Annotated in this window: 16 protein-coding genes; 6 read left to right on the forward strand and 10 right to left on the reverse strand. The window is 66.4% G+C overall.

What is annotated here, in order from left to right:
• Positions 1-18 precede the first annotated feature (18 nt).
• Together EF834_RS01565 and EF834_RS01570 are read left to right on the forward strand one after the other, a co-directional pair.
• Positions 19-1605: a serine hydrolase gene (locus EF834_RS01565; protein WP_127945013.1), complete on the forward strand. Its 1587-nt coding sequence runs from the start codon at positions 19-21 to the stop codon at positions 1603-1605.
• Complete coding sequence (locus EF834_RS01570) at positions 1602-2039, forward strand: limonene-1,2-epoxide hydrolase family protein (protein ID WP_127945018.1); 438 nt, start codon at positions 1602-1604, stop codon at positions 2037-2039. The genes EF834_RS01565 and EF834_RS01570 overlap by 4 nt, the downstream gene beginning before the upstream one ends.
• A 43-nt stretch (positions 2040-2082) precedes the next feature.
• Here the strand turns inward: EF834_RS01570 and kstD are convergent, their stop codons facing one another.
• The 4 genes from kstD to EF834_RS01590 form a co-directional block, all read right to left on the reverse strand.
• Positions 2083-3786: a 3-oxosteroid 1-dehydrogenase gene (gene kstD / locus EF834_RS01575; RefSeq protein WP_127945021.1), complete on the reverse strand. Its 1704-nt coding sequence runs from the start codon at positions 3784-3786 to the stop codon at positions 2083-2085.
• Between the two features lie 100 nt (positions 3787-3886).
• Complete coding sequence (locus EF834_RS01580) at positions 3887-5197, reverse strand: PhoH family protein (protein ID WP_127945024.1); 1311 nt, start codon at positions 5195-5197, stop codon at positions 3887-3889.
• Between the two features lie 318 nt (positions 5198-5515).
• Positions 5516-6826 carry a serine hydroxymethyltransferase gene (glyA, locus tag EF834_RS01585; protein ID WP_127945028.1) on the reverse strand — a complete coding sequence of 437 codons (1311 nt, stop codon included), beginning with the start codon at positions 6824-6826 and terminating at the stop codon, positions 5516-5518.
• Between the two features lie 58 nt (positions 6827-6884).
• Entirely contained in the window at positions 6885-8114 is a 1230-nt protein-coding gene (locus tag EF834_RS01590) for a DUF885 domain-containing protein (RefSeq protein WP_127945031.1), read from the reverse strand.
• 176 nt (positions 8115-8290) lie between these two features.
• Between EF834_RS01590 and coaA the strand changes: the two genes are divergently transcribed.
• Positions 8291-9223: a type I pantothenate kinase gene (coaA, locus tag EF834_RS01595; RefSeq protein WP_127945034.1), complete on the forward strand. Its 933-nt coding sequence runs from the start codon at positions 8291-8293 to the stop codon at positions 9221-9223.
• Between the two features lie 51 nt (positions 9224-9274).
• On the opposite strand, the gene EF834_RS01600 is transcribed toward coaA, so the two are convergent.
• Together EF834_RS01600 and EF834_RS01605 are read right to left on the reverse strand one after the other, a co-directional pair.
• The gene (locus EF834_RS01600; RefSeq protein WP_127945036.1) at positions 9275-10414 is read right to left on the reverse strand and encodes a serine hydrolase domain-containing protein; all 1140 of its coding nucleotides are present in this window, start codon (positions 10412-10414) and stop codon (positions 9275-9277) included.
• Entirely contained in the window at positions 10411-11745 is a 1335-nt protein-coding gene (locus EF834_RS01605; RefSeq protein ID WP_127945038.1) for a flavin-containing monooxygenase, read from the reverse strand. Before EF834_RS01605 ends, EF834_RS01600 begins: the two co-directional genes overlap by 4 nt.
• 109 nt (positions 11746-11854) lie before the next feature.
• On the opposite strand from EF834_RS01605, the gene EF834_RS01610 reads away from it, so the two are divergent.
• Positions 11855-12520 (forward strand): TetR/AcrR family transcriptional regulator, encoded by a 666-nt coding sequence (locus EF834_RS01610; RefSeq protein ID WP_127945040.1) that lies wholly within the window; start codon positions 11855-11857, stop codon positions 12518-12520.
• Between the two features lie 7 nt (positions 12521-12527).
• Here EF834_RS01610 and EF834_RS01615 read toward each other — a convergent pair whose 3' ends face one another.
• The gene (locus EF834_RS01615; protein WP_127945043.1) at positions 12528-13295 is read right to left on the reverse strand and encodes an isoprenyl transferase; all 768 of its coding nucleotides are present in this window, start codon (positions 13293-13295) and stop codon (positions 12528-12530) included.
• A 170-nt stretch (positions 13296-13465) separates the two neighbouring features.
• On the opposite strand from EF834_RS01615, the gene trhA reads away from it, so the two are divergent.
• Entirely contained in the window at positions 13466-14146 is a 681-nt protein-coding gene (trhA, locus tag EF834_RS01620; protein ID WP_127945045.1) for a PAQR family membrane homeostasis protein TrhA, read from the forward strand.
• Positions 14147-14512: 366 nt separating this feature from the next.
• Positions 14513-14659 carry a hypothetical protein gene (locus EF834_RS18125; protein WP_164874040.1) on the forward strand — a complete coding sequence of 49 codons (147 nt, stop codon included), beginning with the start codon at positions 14513-14515 and terminating at the stop codon, positions 14657-14659.
• A gap of 81 nt (positions 14660-14740) precedes the next feature.
• Here the strand turns inward: EF834_RS18125 and EF834_RS01625 are convergent, their stop codons facing one another.
• The 3 genes from EF834_RS01625 to mca are packed head-to-tail and all read right to left on the reverse strand — an operon-like array spanning position 14741 to position 17957.
• Positions 14741-16762 (reverse strand): thioredoxin domain-containing protein, encoded by a 2022-nt coding sequence (locus EF834_RS01625; RefSeq protein WP_127945047.1) that lies wholly within the window; start codon positions 16760-16762, stop codon positions 14741-14743.
• Between the two features lie 11 nt (positions 16763-16773).
• Complete coding sequence (locus EF834_RS01630) at positions 16774-17079, reverse strand: hypothetical protein (RefSeq protein WP_235870951.1); 306 nt, start codon at positions 17077-17079, stop codon at positions 16774-16776.
• Complete coding sequence (gene mca, locus EF834_RS01635; RefSeq protein WP_127945049.1) at positions 17079-17957, reverse strand: mycothiol conjugate amidase Mca; 879 nt, start codon at positions 17955-17957, stop codon at positions 17079-17081. Before mca ends, EF834_RS01630 begins: the two co-directional genes overlap by 1 nt.
• Positions 17958-18126: the final 169 nt, after the last annotated feature.

Here is an 18126-nt window from a genome sequence, read left to right on the forward strand (position 1 = left end):
CGACGAGAAAGGTCCAACATGCGCATCATCCGCCGATACCGCTCGCTTGCAGTGGTCTTCGCTGCCGCGACTCTGACGGCCGGATGCACCTCTACCGTGACGGACACGCCGCTCACATCCCCGACGGCGACGCCGGTCAACCCCGCGCAGGTCGCCGGCGTGCCGCTGCCCGAGGGTTCGGTCGCGGACGCCCTGGCCCAACTCGATGGACTGGCCGAGGACCTGATGAATTCCTCCGGAATCCCGGGCATGGCCGTCGCCGTCGTGCACGGTGGGGCGACGGTGTACGCGAAAGGGTTCGGAGTCCGCGAGGTCGGATCACCGGAGGAGGTGAACGCCGACACGGTGTTCCAGTTGGCGTCGCTGTCGAAACCGATCGGGGCTACCGTCGTCGCACATCAGGTCGGTAACGGGATCATCGACTGGGACACCCCGGTCGCTGCGAGGGTGCCCGGATTTGCGCTCGCCGACCCGTACGTGACCGAGCAAGTCACCGTCGGCGACCTGTACTCACACCGCTCCGGCCTCCCCGATCACGCCGGCGACATACTCGAAGGTCTGGGCTACGACCGTCAACAGATCCTCGAGCGGTTGCACCTGCTCCCGCTCAACCCGTTCCGAAGCTCTTACGCGTACACCAACTTCGGCCTCACCGCGGCTGCCGAGGCGGTGGCGAACGCGTCAGGCACCGATTGGGCGACGCTGTCGCAGCGGACGCTCTACGAGCCACTGGGCATGTCTGCCACCAGCTCCCGTCACGCGGACTACGCGGCGCGCGAGAACCGTGCCGTGGGCCACGTGAAGGTCGACGGAGCGTACGTCGCGCGGGCGGAGCGAAACCCGGACCCACAGTCGCCCGCCGGGGGCGTCAGTTCGTCAGTGAACGACCTCACCTCGTGGTTGAAGATGCTGCTGGCCGACGGTGAGACCGAGGGAGGGCAACTGATCCCCGCCGAATCGATGTTGCCGGCGATCTCGCCGCAGAACGTCTCCTCGGCACCGACCTCCCCTGACGCCCGTGCAGCCTTCTACGGCTACGGGTTCAACGTCGACACCAGCGCGGCCGGGCGCGTCACGCTCAGCCACTCGGGGGCATTCGCGCTCGGCGCGGCGACGAGCTTCGTCGCGATCCCATCGGCGGACGTCGCAATCGTCGCGCTCACCAATGCCGCGCCGATCGGCGTCCCGGAGACCCTCACCTCCGAGTTCGCCGACCTCGTCCAGTTCGGTGAGGTTCGCCAGGACTGGGCGGGACTGTACGAGAGGGCCTTTCCGACGTTGCCCGATCCAGAAGATGCGTCGACCGGCCAGACGCCGTCGTCTGCACCGCCGCGGCCCCTGGCGACGTACGTCGGCACGTACGCCAACGACTACTTCGGTGCCGCACAGGTCACCGAGCGCGACGGCGCTCTGATCCTCACGATGGGCCCCGAAGGCTTGGTGTTCCCGCTGACTCACCAGGACGGTGACGTGTTCACCTTCGCCCCCGCCCGCAAAGGTGGCCCGATCGGCGTGATCTCCAAGGCCACGTTCACCGGCGACACGTTGCTGCTCGAGTTCTTCGATGCGAACGGGCTCGGCACGTTTACGAAGAGTGCACCATGAACTCGACAGCAGACTCGAATCCACCCACCGAGTCGGCCCGGGTAGTCGAGGAACTCTTCGCCGCACTGTCCGACCTGGACGTCGACCGCGCTCTCGAGCACCTGGCGCCCGATATCGTCTGGCAGAACACCGGACTGCCCACGCTGCGAGGTCAGCGGAGTGTCTTCCGGGCGCTGCGGTTCGCCAACAGACCGGGAGTTCGCTTCGATGCCGTGATGCACCACGTCGTAGGGAACGGCGACACCGTCCTCGTCGACCGCACCGACACCTTGCACGTCGGACCGGTGCGCTCGACGTTCTGGGTGTGCGGGACGTTCGAGTTGCGCGACGGCCGAATCGCCGTGTGGCGAGACCGTTTCAGCTGGGGCAACGTCGCGGTGGGCACCATCACGGCGACCACGCGCGCACTCTGGCGGCGAGTGCGCCCCGATTAGATTCCCAACTCGGCACCGGCCCTCGGTGCCGAGTTGGGAACTCTCAGCGACGGCTGGCCCGCTTGCCCGCCTTTTCCGCGATATCCAGCGCCGCGAGGTAGCCGAACACGAGCGCGGGCCCGATCGTGGCACCGGGACCGGCGTAGGTGTGACCCATGACGGGAGCGCTGGTGTTGCCGGCCGCGTACAGCCCCTCGATGACGGATCCATCCTCACGCAGGGCGCGTCCGGCGACGTCGGTGACGATGCCGCCCTTGGTGCCGAGATCGCCGGGCACCATCTGCGCGGCGTAGAACGGCGCCTTGGAAAGCTCACCCAGGCTCGGGTTGGGCTTGTTGGTGATGTCGCCGTAGTAGTGGTCGTACTTGCTCTCGCCACGATGGAAATCAGCATCGACACCCTTGCGCGCGAACCCGTTGAACCGCTCAATCGTCGCCGTCAGTTCGTCGGCAGGCACGCCGATCTTCTCGGCGAGCGCTTCGACGCTCGACGCCTTGACGATTGCCCCGTTCTCGAGCCAACGGCGCGGAAGAGGAGCCCGGGCCGTCACGCCCGCGAAGAGGTAGCGGTCGCGGTACGTCTGGTCGAAAACGAGCCAGCACGGCAGGTTCTCCCCGGGGCCTGCGCCCTGCCCCCACTCACCGCCGTACATGCGGTGCGTCGCTTCGACGTAGGGCAGCGACTCATTCATGAACCGCTCACCACGGTCGTTGACCATGAGGCTGCCCGGCAGCGAGCGCTCTGCCAGCGCGAACCACGGCCCCTTGGGTAGCGGGATGGACGGCGCCCACCACGCGTCATCCATGAAATCGATTGCAGCGCCGGCTTTCAGACCGGCATTGATGCCGTCACCGGTGTTCGACGGTGCCCCGATCGTCCAGTCCGCACTGATCGGTGCTCGCTGGTACTTCTTGCGCATCTCCTCGTTGGCATCGAACCCGCCGCACGCGAGGACGACGCCGTACCGGGCGCGTAGCGTGCGCTTCTTGCCACCGGACTCGACGACGATGCCGGTCACGGATCCGTCATCGACCACCAGGTCGACCAGGCCGGTGTTCAGCCACAGCGGGACACCCGCCTGCCGTACACCCAGCAGCAGCTCCGCCATGAGCGCCGCGCCCATTCCGATCAGCTTCTGCCGGCGAGCCTTCGCGACGAACGTGCGCAGGCCGACCCGAGCCATGCGGACCGGGCCTCGCCAGTGTCGCAGCCCAGTGCTGAGCCACCGGTAATCCGATTGCTTCACAACGACATTCAGCGGCGCTTTGCCATACGTCGGGTGGAGCGTGTCGAGATCGTCACCGAGTGCGCGAGCATCGAACGGCTTGGGCTCACACGAGCGTCCCGTGGACAGTCCGCCAGGAGCCTCTGGGTAGTAGTCGGAGTAGTTCTTCACCCATTCGAGGTTCAGCGGCGAGTTGTCGATGAGGAACTGCAAGGCCTCCGGTCCGCGATCGATATAGGTGTCGATCCGGGCCGGGTCCACACCCGGGCCGATGATGCTGTGCAGGTACCGCCGCGCAGCCTCGATGTCGTCGGCCGGTGCGTCGCGCTCGAGCACGGAGTTACCCGGGATCCAGACGCCGCCGCCGGACCGCGCCGTCGAACCGCCCCAGTACTGGGACTTCTCGACGACGACGGTCCGTAACCCCTGCTTGGCGGCCGTGATCGCCGCAGCCATTCCGGCGCCGCCGGCGCCCACCACGACAACGTCGAACTGTTCGTCCGGACCCGCGTTCCCCGCCATGACCACCCCTCGGTACGCATTGGAATTGTAGTGGTCACAAACTAGAACACGTTCCAGTCGCGGACAAGAGGCCGGCGGCGCCACCCGGCCTGACCAGTACTTACGGGTTCGGCCCGAACTCCTCGAGCATCTCGGTGACGAGCTCGGCGATGGGTGAGCGCTCGCTCCGGGTGAGGGTGATGTGCGCGAACAGTGGGTGTCCCTTGAGCTTCTCGACGACCGCTGCCACGCCGTCGTGCCGCCCGACACGAAGGTTGTCGCGCTGCGCAACGTCGTGGGTGAGCACGACCCGCGAACCGGTACCGAGCCGCGAGAGCACGGTGAGCAGCACGTTGCGCTCGAGCGACTGAGCTTCGTCGACGATCACGAACGAATCGTGTAGCGAACGTCCGCGAATATGCGTGAGCGGCAACACTTCCAGCATTCCCCGGCTCATCACCTCGTCCATCACCGCGGGGCTGGCGAGACCGTCGAGGGTGTCGAAGACGGCCTGCGCCCACGGCTCCATCTTCTCGTTCTCGCTGCCCGGGAGGTAACCCAATTCCTGACCGCCCACCGCGTAGAGAGGTCGGAACACGACGACCTTGCGGTGGCTACGCCGCTCGAGGACCGCCTCCAGCCCCGCAGTGAGCGCCAGCGCCGACTTGCCGGTACCGGCCTTGCCGCCGAGCGAGATGATGCCCACACTCTCGTCGAGCAGCAGATCCAACGCCACGCGCTGCTCCGCCGACCTACCGTGCAGGCCGAACGCCTCCCGTTCACCGCGCACCAACTGGACCCGCTTGTCCGGCGTCACCCGCCCCAGCGCACTCGAGGTACCGCCGAGAAGGCGAACGCCCGTGTGACACGGCAGCTCGCGCGCCTCGTCGACCTCGACGACGCCCTCCGAGAACAGCTGGTCGATGATGCCGGGCGCGACGTCCAGTTCGGCCATGCCGGTCCATCCGGACAGGACCACATCGTGGGCGCGGAACTCGTCCGCCGGCAGGCCAACCGCACCCGCCTTCACCCGCAGCGGGATGTCCTTGCTGACGAGCACCACGTCCTTGCCCTCCGCGGCGAGATTGAGGGCGCACGCGAGGATTCTGGAATCGTTGCTGTCCGTGCGGAATCCGACTGGAAGAACCGACGGGTCAGTGTGGTTCAGCTCGACTTGGAGGGTCCCTAGCGTGGAGCCGATCGGTACCGGGCGGTCTAGACGACCGAACTCGAGCCGGAGATCGTCGAGCATCCGCAGCGCTTCACGGGCGAACCATCCCAGTTCGTGATGGTGCCGCTTGGCCTCGAGTTCACTGACGACGACCAGCGGCAAGACCACTTCGTGTTCGGCGAACCGAGTGACGGCCCACGGATCCGAGAGCAAAACCGAAGTGTCCAGAACGAAGGTGCGGACGGAGCTGATTGGGGTCACGTGAGGCTCCTCGCGTCTGCGTGGCACCCGCGCAAACGTGTTCGATGGGACCGGTCCGAACCTGATGTGTCAATCGACACGGAGGCCGGGTGCCGGCCCCCTCGCACTGAGTAGTTCAGCCACGATCAGGACCTCCCGTACAGTCGGCTTCCCCTGCCGCCTGTTACCCCGCGAGGCTACGCCTGTCGACCAACCGCGAAGTGCACGCGAGCGGCGTGTCGGGTGAACACCACGTGAGGGTCTCGACCCGACACCGCGCGGCCTGCGGGAATCGGGGCCTGTCGGTTTCAGGCCCCGAAACTGTCAGGCCCGAAACTGTCAGGCCTTCGACAGCAGGCCCCAGTTCTCGAGGCCGTCGTAGAGCGGGAAGTCCTGCGCCAGCTTGGACACGCGGGCACGCAGGGCTGGGACGTCGGCGGCGGCGCCCTTGGCGAGCGCGGTCGCGATGACGTCGGCTACCTCGACGAACTGCTCCTCGCCGAAGCCTCGGGTGGCCAGGGCCGGGGTGCCGATCCGCAGGCCCGACGGGTTCATCGGCGGGCGCGGATCGAACGGCACGGCGTTGCGGTTGACGGTGATGCCGATCTCGTGGAGCAGATCCTCGCCCTGCTGGCCGTCGAGTTGTGAGTTACGCAGGTCGACCAGGAGCAGGTGGACGTCGGTGCCGCCGGTGAGGACCGAGATGCCGTTGCCGGCGACGTCGGCGCCGGTCAGGCGTTCGGCCAGGATCTTCGAGCCCGCGAGGGTGCGCTCCTGACGCGCCTTGAACTCGGGAGTGCCGGCAATCTTCATCGCGACGGCCTTCGCGGCGATCGCGTGCATGAGCGGCCCACCCTGCTGGCCTGGGAACACGGACGAGTTGAGCTTCTTGGCCCACTCCTGCTTGGCCAGGATCATGCCCGAGCGGGGGCCGGCGAGGGTCTTGTGGACGGTGGTGGAGACGACGTCGGCGTGCGGGACCGGCGAGGGGTGCAGACCTGCGGCGACCAGACCGGCGAAGTGCGCCATGTCGACCCACAACTTCGCGCCGACCTCGTCGGCGATGGCGCGGAACGCTGCAAAGTCGAGGTGACGCGAATACGCGGACCATCCCGCGATGAGCACCTGGGGACGCTCCGCGAGCGCGATGTCGCGGACCTGATCCATGTCGACGACATGGGTGTCCTCCCGGACCCCGTAGGACGCGACCTGGTACAGCTTGCCGGAGAAGTTCAGCTTCATGCCGTGCGTGAGGTGGCCGCCGTGGGCGAGGTCCATACCGAGCAGCTTCTCGCCGGGGTTCATCAGCGCCATCAGCACGGCCGCGTTGGCCTGTGCACCGGCGTGCGGCTGGACGTTCGCGAAGTCGGCGCCGAAGATCTCCTTTGCGCGGTTGCGCGCGAGATCCTCGACGACGTCCACGAACTCGCAGCCGCCGTAGTAGCGGCGGCCCGGGTAGCCCTCGGCGTACTTGTTGGTCAGGACGCTGCCCTGAGCCTCGAGGACGGCGCGAGGAACGAAGTTCTCCGACGCGATCATCTCGAGGGTGTCCCGCTGACGTGACAACTCACCCGCCATCGCGGTGGCGACCTCGGGGTCCAGTTCGGCGAGGGACGCGGTGTTCACGTCAGCGGCAGGCACGGCAGTCATCAGCGAATCTCCAGGCTGGATTGCGAAAGGATCGCCCCCAGTCTAGGGAACAAGCCTGTCAGCGCCCCAACGCGGCTCCACCACCGCTGGCGACCTCATCGCGCAAAGCGCCCGGAGTGAGGGGTTCGTCGAGCAGCCGCCTGAACCGCGCGGATCGTTGCGGGCCGACCGGAGTCTGCGCCAGCCAGCTCCCGAGCAGTCGGTACCCCTCCACGTAGGTGCTGATGTACGCGCGCCACAGCGGCGACGACAAGAATCGCAGGCTCTGCTTCGCGCGTTTCGGGCTCGACAGCGCCCACTGCTGCAGGAACGCCTCGACCTTCTCGGTGCTCGCGCCACGGTCGTGCAGCATCAGCGCGGCGTCCTGACGCACCGACAGCAACCCACTCGCCGCCGCCGACAACTGCTCGGCTCGTTCGCCGTCGAACCGCATCCCCAGATCGGCGTAGATCTCCTGGGCCCACCGACCCCACCCCGGACCGATGATCGACTCCAGAGCCAGGTCCGCCAACCCTTCGGCCATGAGGCACTGAGGGGTGTTGACGACGAAAAGCGTCTGCTCGTGCTGTCCGGTCCCGACGAGACCGGCCTCCTTGCGACAGTGCTCGGTGTGGTGGCCCGGGTAGGACTCGTGTGCGATCAGCCGCGGCAGGTTCGCCATCTGCTGATCGAGATCGGAGTTGATCGCGACGGTGGACCGGTATCCGCCGAGGTAGTAGTTGAACCCGGACCACGGCTTGTCGCCGACTACCTCGTAGTCGACCCGTTCGGTCTCGGGCAGCGCGTACTCGACGCGCACCCGGTCCCGCAGTGCGCTGTTGAATGCCTCGACGCACTCGCGCAGCCGGTCCGGCGGGATACGGTCGGCTGCTCGATGGGCCTCGACGCGTTCGGCGAGCGTGCCCGGACCAGGTAGGACGGCGTCCATGCGACGGTGCGCTTCGCGGTACTCGTCCTCGTTGCCTACTTCGATCCGCACATCGAAGTACGCCGAGACCTCGTCGACGAAACCGATGTCGTCGCCCGCGAACTTGCGCGCTGAACACTCCAAAGCTGTCAGATGGGCGTCGAGGAATCGGCTGCGCTCCTCCGTGAGCCCAGCGGATGCAAGATCGGCGCGCAGTGCCCGAGCGTCCGCAGCCAGGCGACGGGGGTCGGGCATCGGCTCGTTCTCCACCTGCCGACGTAGGGCCGGGTCACCGGTGTAGGCATCGACGAAGCCCTCCTCCAGGCGGTCGAAGCGCAGACCCAGCAGAAGGTAGTCGCGCACCAAGGCGTCCGGTTCCATGGTCGGGACCCTAGTCGGTGCGGGCCCTCGTCGCTCACCAGTGGTTTCCGCCGTGATCCGGACCCGCCGCAGCAAGCGTGTGTGGCTGCGAGCACAATTTGCCCTATGCACCTGCCTTCCCCCAGCACGCGCATGCACCGGTCGCAAGCAACGACCCTCTCGCGGGAGGAGCGGCGATGGCACGGGTGAGCGAATCGAGTCCCTATGTCGAGTTCGACCGCAAACAGTGGCGCAAGCTCCGCAAGTCGACACCGCTCGTCCTCACTGCAGAAGAACTCGTCGGGCTCCGTGGCCTCGGTGAACAGATCGACCTCGACGAGGTTGCCGAGGTCTATCTTCCGCTCGCTCGTCTGATCCACTTGCAGGTCGCCGCCCGCCAGCGCCTGTTTGCCGCAACCGCGACCTTCCTCGGGGAGAAGCACCCCGATCGCCAGGTGCCGTTCGTCATCGGCGTCGCCGGCAGCGTGGCGGTCGGCAAGTCGACCACCGCCCGAGTGCTGCAGGCACTGCTCGCCCGCTGGGAACACCACCCGCGGGTAGACCTCGTCACCACCGACGGATTCCTTTACTCCACCGCTGAACTGACGCGGCGGGGCATCATGCACCGCAAGGGATTTCCGGAAAGTTACGACCGCCGCAAACTGCTGCGGTTCGTCACCGAGGTCAAGTCCGGCGCGGAAGAGGTTGCAGCGCCTGTGTATTCACACGTCTCGTACGACATCGTCCCCGGCCAGTACCACCTCGTCCGCCAGCCCGACATCCTCATCATCGAGGGCCTGAACGTGCTGCAGACCGGTCCAAGACTGATGGTCTCGGATCTGTTCGACTTCTCGATCTACGTCGACGCGCGGATCGAGGACATCGAAAGCTGGTACATCAAACGTTTCCTGGCACTGCGCAAGACGTCCTTCGCCGACCCGAACGCACACTTCCACCACTACGCCGCGCTCTCGGACGAGCACGCGACGCTCGCTGCCGAGGACATCTGGAACTCCATCAACCGGCCGAACCTGGTCGAGAACATCCTGCCCACCCGCCCGCGCGCGACGCTGGTGCTACGCAAGGATGCCGACCACACCATCAACCGCTTGCGCCTGCGCAAGCTTTGATCGAGAAGGGTGCCCTTTGCGCCCCCCTCCGGACGCAAAGGACACCCGGGTCTACAGTCCCGCGTAGGCCTGCGCGAGATACTCCTCGGTGCGAGGCGCACCCAAGAGCTGTGGGGTCATCTTGTTCATCACGTACGCGAACGTCATCCGGCGGTCGGGGTCGTTGACGACTATCGAGCCCCCGTACCCGGACCACCAGCACACCCGGCCGTCGGGGATCGACGGGTGGATGGGCGACGCCGACAGCGCGTACCCGAGGCCGAAACGCAGTGGCACACCGAGTACCTGGTCGACGCCGTCAGCCTGCACGTCGTAGATCCGGTCGACCGTCTCGGGTCGGAGCAACTGCTCGCCCGACAAGGTCTTTCCGCCGTGTGAGACAACCGATTGGATGCGGGCGACCGACCGCGCGTTGCCGTGGCCGTTCACTGCGCCGATCTCCGCGCCGCGCCACATCCGGCTCGAGGTCTCCGGCACCGGGATCATCGGATTCGTCATCGTCTTGACGAAGACACCGTCAGGCGGCAACGCCGAATAGTCGAATCCAGTGGGCGGTGGCGGAATCAGGGGTGCAACCCTCGCGTCGACGTCGACGGGCGTACTGATGAAGTAGTCGGCGCCGCAGGCCTCCGCGACCTCGGTGGCGAAATACTCACCGAGGCCGACCCCGGTGATCCGACGGAGCATCCCACCGACCAGGTGCCCGAAGTTGGTCGCGTGGTAGCCGGACGCCGTGCCGGGCTGCCACCATGGCGCCTGTTCCGCGAGAAGATCTTCCGAGCGGACGGCCTCACAGATGTCTGCGATCGTGACCGATTGCTGCCAACCGCTCACTCCGGACGTATGGCCGAGGATATGGCGCACCAGGACGCCGTTCTTACCGTTCGCTGCGAACTCCGGCCAGTACTGAGCGACCGGAGCATCGAGATCGAGTTGCCCGCGGTCGACGAGCAGCAGGGCCACGAGCGCGGTCATCGTCTTCGTCAGCGAGTACGTGTTGGCGATGGTGTCCTTGACCCAGCGCCCGCCGGTGTCAACGTCCGCGACACCGCCCCACAGGTCCACCACGGTCTCCCCGTCGACCACGACACACACCGAAGCCCCGATATCGGTGCCGTCGTCCAGGTTGCGCTGCAACAGGTCTCGGAGACCGTCGAACTCGGAAGCCGTGAACCCCTCGGCGGCGGTCACCGGACACCCACCGGGGTGCGCTGCGCCCGCTTCTCGCCGGCAGCGATCTCCTTCTTCAGGTCGCGCACGTACCGCGCGAAGTCGACCTGGATGGTGTGCCGCGGCGCCTGATAGTACTGCGCGAGGCTGGCCGCATCGTCGCCCGCGATGATCTGGCGCATCTCGTCGTCCGAGGGTGGCGTGTAGGCACCTGTGAGCACTCCGGCCACGAGCTTGCTCTGCTGCTCGGCGAGATTGACGATCGTCGGGGACGCCTGGGCGAGGCCCATGAAGAAGAGGTTGTCGATGCCGGGCTGCATGATCCGCTTGAACAGCGGGAACCGGTGCTGGTCGTCGGGATGCAACGCGGAGTCGCGGAAGAAGGGGAAGCTCATCTTGTACCCGGTCGCGCACACGATGACGTCGGCGGGGACCCGACGTCCGTCGACGAGCCGAACGTGGTCACCGTCGAGCGCGTCGATCGCGGGAACGCATGTCAGGTCACCGGATCCGGCCTTGGCGAGGAAGTCGATGCTCACCGACGGATGCGCGCTGAGCGGTTCGTGGTCGGGTTCGGGCAGCCCGTAGTCCTGCATGCGGCCGAGCGACTTCTTGATCTTGCGGCGAGCAATCGCCAAACCCAGCTTCCTGGGCATCCACGGCGGCATCATCATCTTGTCAGCCGGCATGCCCTCCCGGTACTTCGCGAGGACCCAGACCCCCCGCCGCGCGGATACCCACACATGCGCGGCGATCGACCGGTGCGACAACTCCGACGCGATGTCCAGCGCCGAGTTGCCCATGCCGACCACCACGATGTTCTTGCCACGCATGTCAATCGGATCGAGAGCGTTGAGGTAATCGTGGCTGTGGATGATCTGCCCGTCGAACCTGCCCGGGTAGTCGGGCATCCGCGGATCCCAGTGGTGGCCGTTTGCCACGACGAGCGCGTCGTACGTGCGGACGTCGCCGTTGTCGAGCGTGACGGCCCATCGACCGTCCTCGAGTCGTTCAGCCTTGTCGACCTTGGTCCGAAACGTGATGGTGTCTCGTAGATCGAATTTCTCTACGTAGTCGCGGAAGTAACCGTGCATGAGCGAGTGGTGTGGGAAATGCGGCCAGTCGGCGGGGACGGGGAAGTCCTCGAACTGAAGTCGCGTCGACGACGTGTCGATGTGCAGGCTCTCGTAGCACGCCGACATGCCCGTCGGATTCTTGTAGTACCAATTGCCGCCGACGTCGTCGGACGCCTCGAAGCAGTCGTACGGGATGCCGTGGTCCTTGAGGCGCTTGGCCGTGGTGAAGCCCGAACAACCGGCACCGATGATGCACACCGTGGGCAGCTGAGGCATCCAGTTGCCTCCCTTCTATCGAGTTCGAATCGGACATCGCATTAGATGTGATTTACGTCATAGAACCGGACTCGCTGACACACTGTCAAGCGAACGGCCAGAGGTCGAAATGAGCGCGTCCGTACGATGCAATCGGAGGTATGCGGTGAACCAGATCCATGGGGTGCCCAGGACCAAACCGACGCTGCGGGTCGAACAGAAGCGGCAGACACGACGGCGCCTCCTCGACTGCGCCCGCGAATTGTTCGCCGCCAACGGGTACGCGGCAGTGAAGATCGAGGACATCGCGTCCGCGGCAGGCTGTAGCCGCGCCACGTTCTACCTGCACTTCACCGGCAAGACCGACATCCTCCGCAGAATCGGCTCCGAGTCGATGGACCCGCGGCCGGTGTCGGTCTACGCAGACCTCGACGCGGTGCTCGACAACGCAACGCGGGAGGAGTTCACGCAGTGGATCGAGCGGGCCATCGACTGGTTCGACCGCAACCGCGCGATTCTGCCCGCCTGGGACGAGGCACTGGTCCTCGAGCCGGGTTTCCGGGAGCCCGCACGAGAGGCGATCGCAGCGCTGCCGGATGCGATGCCGTCCTATCTGGCGCGCTGGGGTGCAGATCGTGAGCGCGAGGCCCGGCTACGAATCCAACTCCTGGTGACCCAACTGGAGCGCTTCTTCACCCGATGGGCCGTGCAGGGCACGATCGAAATTTCCCGGGACGAGGCCGCGACTGTCCTGACCGACATCTGGTTCCCGGCTTTGATGCCTCCGCAGGCCTGACAGGCTCTCAAGCTCCGAAGCGGCGGTGCCGTGCGGCGTAGTCGCGCAGCGCGCGGAGGAAGTCGACGCGCCGGAACTCCGGCCAGTACGCCTCGGTGAACCAGATCTCGGAGTACGCGCTCTGCCACAACAGGAACCCCGACAGGCGCTGCTCCCCCGAAGTACGGATAACCAGATCGGGATCCGGCTGACCAGACGTGTAGAGGTGGCTCTCGATACCCTTGACGCTCATGGCCTCCACGAGGTCGTCACCGGTGAGTCCCTGGCTCAGCTTGTCGCGCAGCAGCGCTCGGACGGCGTCGGCGATCTCCTGGCGCCCGCCGTACCCGACCGCCACATTGACATGGGTACCGGTCCGTCCCCGCGTGCCCTCGGCAGCCTCGCGCAAGCGCCGCGCCTGGTCCTCGGGCAACAGATCGAGGGTGCCGACGATCTTCACGCTCCAGTTCTGACCCGAGCCGGAGATCTCCTCGACCACCTCGGTGATGATCTCGAGGAGAGTGTCGAGTTCCTCCGGCTCGCGGCGCAGGTTCTCGGTGGAGAGCAGGTAGATCGTTGCCATCTCGATGCCGGCAGCGTCGCACCAGCCAAGCAGTTCCGCGATCTTGCGGGCACCCATTCGGTGCCCGTGGCTCACGTCGGCGAATCCGTTCTCACGGGCCCAACGCCGATTGCCATCGCACATCACCGCCACATGGCGCGGATGCTGTAAACCGTCGAGGCGGCGAAGGAGCCGTCGTTCGTAGATGCTGTACAACAGGCCGCGCAAATTCACCTGGACATCACCACGGGAACAAAGACTACGCCGCGACTTTCGAGGGCCGGCGACGCCCGCCGGTGTCGCGAACGCCTCACCCGCGGCCCCTACCGCACCTACGTCACCGTAGGTTACGGTTCCGACATTTGATGTTTCATCCCGGTTGGAACCGGGGACAGGGGCGTGTGATGACAGTTCTGGGACTCGACGACCTCGCGTCGGGCTTGCCGGTGAAACCGCGGATGCGCGGCTGGATCCATGTCTGGGCCCTCATGGTCGCGTCGATCGCCAGCGTGACCTTGATCACACTCGCGTTCACGCTCGAGTCTGCCCGGGCCGGATTGGCGACCGCCGTCTACGGCACCACCGTGTGCGGCCTGTTCGCGGTGAGCGCGGTGTACCACCGGGTCCACTGGCACACCGTCGAGGCCCGCACTCGGATGAAGCGCGCCGACCACTCGATGATCTTCCTGTTCATCGCCGGCAGCTACACACCGTTCAGCCTCCTCGCGTTGCCCCCGGGCACCGGAGCAATTCTGCTCACCGTCGTCTGGGGCGGTGCCCTTGCTGGGGTCCTGCTGAAGATGTCGTGGCCACACGCGCCGCGCTGGGTGGGCGTGCCTCTGTATCTGTTGCTCGGGTGGGCGGTCGTCCCGGTAGCGGGAGAACTCGTCCAGCAGGCCGGCGTTGCTCCACTCGTTCTACTCGCGGTCGGCGGCGTCTTCTACAGCGTCGGCGCGGTGCTCTACGCCACCAAGTGGCCGAACCCGTGGCCGCAGACGTTCGGGCATCACGAGTTTTTCCACGCCGCTACGGCGATCGCAGCGCTGTGCCATTTCGTTGCGGTGTACCTGGTGGTGTTCGGGTAGCCCGGCCTGGCGCCCTTGACACGCGAATTCGAGTGACACGCGAATTCGGGAATCGCCGAAATCCAACCATTGATACCGACTGATTGTTACTCTCTCATGCGGTACAAGCCATTCGGCTTGGACGCACAGCTCGCCCGCGAAACGGAACACCCGTATCGACCGCACACAAGGAGGGGCCCATGACCTGGACCGCCGAACTGCTCGGTCTGGATATCACTATCGGCGAGCCGGTCCCGGGCTTCTTCGGGAGCTGAAACACCACAGCGGTAGCACGCGACGGGTATCGCGCTTCGCTTGCGAAGACTGCGCATTCCCATCCCAGGCAGGACCGAACGATCGGAACTGCCGCAACCCTGGAGGTACATCATGGATATGGGCTCATTGGGCTCGATCGGCGAGGTTTTCGCCATCATCCCCGGCAGCATCGCAATGGTCGGGGAAGCAGTCTTCGAATCGATCTTCTTCGTCATCGACGAAGTGAACAACATCATCACCGGCAGCAGCCAGTCCTGACCAGGACCTCCTGGGCAACCACGCGACACGGCCCGTGCAGCATTGCTGCACGGGCCGTGTCCTTTCACCAACTAGCGAGCTTCACCGACTGGCTAGCTCGCGCAGATCCTCGAGGTCGGTTACCGGCCGGTCGCACACGAATCCCCGGCACACGTAGGCGGTCGGGACCCCGCCGATCGGCCGCCGATCCGCGAGCAGCGGCATCGAATCCGTCAGACCCGCAACCACCACCGCACCTCCGGGTGCCAGTCGACGTGCCTGCCTGGCCAACTCGGAAGGCGAGTCCGGCGAGTCCTCGGAGACTGCGATCTGGAGGGGCCCTCGCACCGACGCCTCAGCGACCGCGAGCCAATGCCCTGCAGACCGCGGTGCACGCTGCATGACCACCGCCGCACGGGCCAGTGAATCCGCGGCAGCCGCTGCGTACTTCGTCGATCGATCCGCATCCACCAACGACGACGCTGTCAGCAGCGCCTCCGTCGTCACCGATGCGCCCGAGGGCGTTGCGCCGTCGAGCGGATCACGCGGACGGCTCACCAGGGTTTCGGCGTCGTCGGCGGTGTCGAACCAACTCCCGGCCTCGTCGGGGTCGGCGAAGTGGTCGATCGATGTGTCCAGCAACCCGGTTGCCGCATCCAGCCACTCATCCGAGCCCGTGACCTGGTGCAGCGCCAGGAGCCCGGTCGCCAGCGCGCCGTGGTCCTCGAGGATCCCCGCGGACTCCCCTGCCACCCCGGCCAGCGACGCCCGTCGCAGTCGCCCGTCCACCATGTGCGTCGTGAGGAGGACACGCGCGCATTCCTCGGCGGCCCACACCCATTCGGGTCGGTCGAGCGTGGCACCGGCCTCCGCGAGCGCGGTGATCGCGAGCCCGTTCCACGCGGTGACCACCTTGTCGTCCCGCGCCGGCTGAGGGCGTCGCTCCCGCGCCGCGAACAGGCGTGCCCGCACGTCGGCGAACCGCGCGTCGTCGGACGGGTCCGCGAGGAGTTGCAGCACCGAGGATCCGCGTTCGAACGTCCCCTCCTGCGTCACCGCGAAAGTCTCCGCAGCCCACGCCCCCTCATCAGGTCCGAGGGCCTCGGTCAGCTGGGTGTGCGTCCACGCGTAAGTCAGGCCCTCTTCGCCGTCGGTGTCGGCGTCGAGCGCCGACGCGAATGCGCCCGCGCCTGTACGCAGGTCGCGCAGCATGAACTCGGCGGTCTCCTCAGCGACCCGCCGCGCGAGCGCGTAATCGGTGCGGCGCGCCAGGTGTGCGTAGAAGCGCAACAGCAACGCGTTGTCGTAGAGCATCTTCTCGAAGTGGGGCACGACCCATCCGGCGTCGACCGAGTAGCGGGCGAAGCCGCCACCGATCTGGTCGTAGATGCCACCGCGGGCCATCGCCTCGGCGGTGCGCACAGCCACGTCCAGCACCGGCGTGGCGCCGGTCCGTTCGTACGAGCGGAGCAGACCCTCGAGCAGCATCGACGGCGGGAACTTGGGAGCGCCGCCGAACCCTCCATGATTGCGATCCTCGTCGCGGAGCACACTCGCGACGGCTCCCGACAGAAGCGTGACGTCCACGGGCGGCCCGCCTGCGGGCAGTGCCCCACTACTGCGACGGAGCTCGGTCACCACCGATGCGGCCGCGTTGTCGACCTCGCCACGGCGCGTGTGCCACGTGTCCGTGATCGCGTGCAGCAACTGGGTGAACGACGGCATCCCGCCGCGCGGCTGCGGCGGGTAGTAGGTGCCGCAGTAGAACGGGGCGCCATCCGGGGTGAGAAAGCATGTCATCGGCCAGCCGCCCTGACCCGTCATCGCGACCGTCGCGTTCATGTAGACCGAATCCAGGTCGGGTCGCTCCTCGCGGTCGACCTTGATGCACACGAAGTGCTCGTTCATCACCGCGGCAGTCTGGGCGTCCTCGAACGACTCGTGCGCCATCACATGGCACCAGTGGCACGACGCGTACCCTATCGACAAGAGGATCGGGACGTTGCGCTCACGGGCCCACGCGAGCGCCTCCGGACCCCACTGCTGCCAGTAGACCGGATTGTCGGCGTGCTGCCGCAGATACGGGCTGGTCGCGCCGCCCAGGGTGTTCCGCTCGAGCGACACGGCCCCCTCCCCTAACTCGTCGGTCTCGCAGGCGGGTCGTTCTCGGCCGGCCGATTCTCGTCGGGACTCGTAGCACCGCGGTCCGTGCCGTCGTCGGCCGCCTGATCAGCCTCCGGATGCTCCGGCTGGAATGTATCCGGCAACTTCTTCAGCTGCTTGTTCATCGACCGGACCAGCAGGATCGTGCCGATCAGCAGCGCCACGATGAGCACCAAGCCCAGCGGCGATGCCTTGCCGAACTCGGGGCCCGTCGGGTTGCTGGGGGTACCCTGCGCGAGAAATTCCCCTGCCAACGTCGCCATTGCCAACGTCGTCATCACTGCGTCTCATCCTTCGAAATGCCCGCGAAGAAGTCGTCCTCCGGGATGGCCGTATGTACCCGTGTCTTGACGAGTTCGAACTCCTCTGTCGGCCAGATCTTCTGCTGGATATCCAGCGGTACTGCGAAAAACGAGCCGTTCGGGTCGATCTGCGTGGCGTGGGCGCGGAGGGCGTCGTCCCGCTGCGGGAAGAAGTCGCCGCACTGGATCTGGGTCGTCACGCGCGCCATCAAGTCGCCCTGCTCCGTCTTCCACTTCGCGAGCCACTCCGCCATCGGGAACTCCTCCCCACGACGCTCGTACTCCTCCTTGAACAGGACCAGGCGCTTCCGAATGAAACCGTGGTTGTAGTAGACCTTCTGGACCTCCCACGGCTTCCCGGCATCGGGGAACTGCTCAGCGTCCGCTGCCGCCTCGTACGCGGCCATCGAGACCTCGTGACACTTGATGTGGTCCGGGTGTGGGTAGCCGCCGTTCTCGTCGTACGTGGTCATCACGTGCGGGCGGAAATCGCGGATCACCTTCACCAGCGCCTCGGTGGGCACCTCGAGCGGCTCGAGTGCGAAACACCCCGGGGGCAGTGGCGGCTTGGGATCACCTTCCGGGAGGCCGGAGTCGACGAACCCGAGCCACATCTGCTGGACCCCGAGAATGCGGGCGGCCTCCGCCATCTCCTCACGACGCACGTCGTGCATCCGCTCGCGGATCCCGGGAACGTCCATCGCGGGGTTCAGGATGTCCCCGCGTTCACCGCCCGTCAGGGTCACCACGAGGACCTCGTTGCCCTCGCTGGCGTAGCGAGCCATCGTTGCAGCGCCCTTGCTCGACTCGTCGTCGGGATGGGCATGAACGGCCATGAGTCGGAATCCGCTCACGTGTGTCTTCACCTCAGCTTCGCGTGTCACCGTCGTGGCGTGTCACCTGTAGCGGTCGACCGCTACCTCGTGCGGCACCTGGTCGTCCTTCCCCTATAGTTCCACCTGGCACCCACAAGGGTCGGTCGTACCCCTGCTACGCGCGGTATCCCGACCCCGACGGACCATT

Source organism: Rhodococcus spongiicola (assembly GCF_004011835.1).
Lineage (GTDB): Bacteria > Actinomycetota > Actinomycetes > Mycobacteriales > Mycobacteriaceae > Prescottella > Prescottella spongiicola.

Coding starts and splice junctions, on each gene's coding strand:
- EF834_RS01565 (WP_127945013.1), top strand. CDS start 19: ATGCGCATCATCCGCCGATACCGCTCGCTTGCAGTGGTCTTCGCTGCC.
- EF834_RS01570 (WP_127945018.1), top strand. CDS start 1,602: ATGAACTCGACAGCAGACTCGAATCCACCCACCGAGTCGGCCCGGGTA.
- kstD (WP_127945021.1), bottom strand. CDS start 3,786: ATGGCGGGGAACGCGGGTCCGGACGAACAGTTCGACGTTGTCGTGGTG.
- glyA (WP_127945028.1), bottom strand. CDS start 6,826: ATGACTGCCGTGCCTGCCGCTGACGTGAACACCGCGTCCCTCGCCGAA.
- EF834_RS01590 (WP_127945031.1), bottom strand. CDS start 8,114: ATGGAACCGGACGCCTTGGTGCGCGACTACCTTCTGCTGGGTCTGCGC.
- coaA (WP_127945034.1), top strand. CDS start 8,291: ATGGCACGGGTGAGCGAATCGAGTCCCTATGTCGAGTTCGACCGCAAA.
- EF834_RS01605 (WP_127945038.1), bottom strand. CDS start 11,745: ATGCCTCAGCTGCCCACGGTGTGCATCATCGGTGCCGGTTGTTCGGGC.
- EF834_RS01610 (WP_127945040.1), top strand. CDS start 11,855: ATGAGCGCGTCCGTACGATGCAATCGGAGGTATGCGGTGAACCAGATC.
- trhA (WP_127945045.1), top strand. CDS start 13,466: ATGACAGTTCTGGGACTCGACGACCTCGCGTCGGGCTTGCCGGTGAAA.
- EF834_RS18125 (WP_164874040.1), top strand. CDS start 14,513: ATGGATATGGGCTCATTGGGCTCGATCGGCGAGGTTTTCGCCATCATC.
- EF834_RS01630 (WP_235870951.1), bottom strand. CDS start 17,079: ATGACGACGTTGGCAATGGCGACGTTGGCAGGGGAATTTCTCGCGCAG.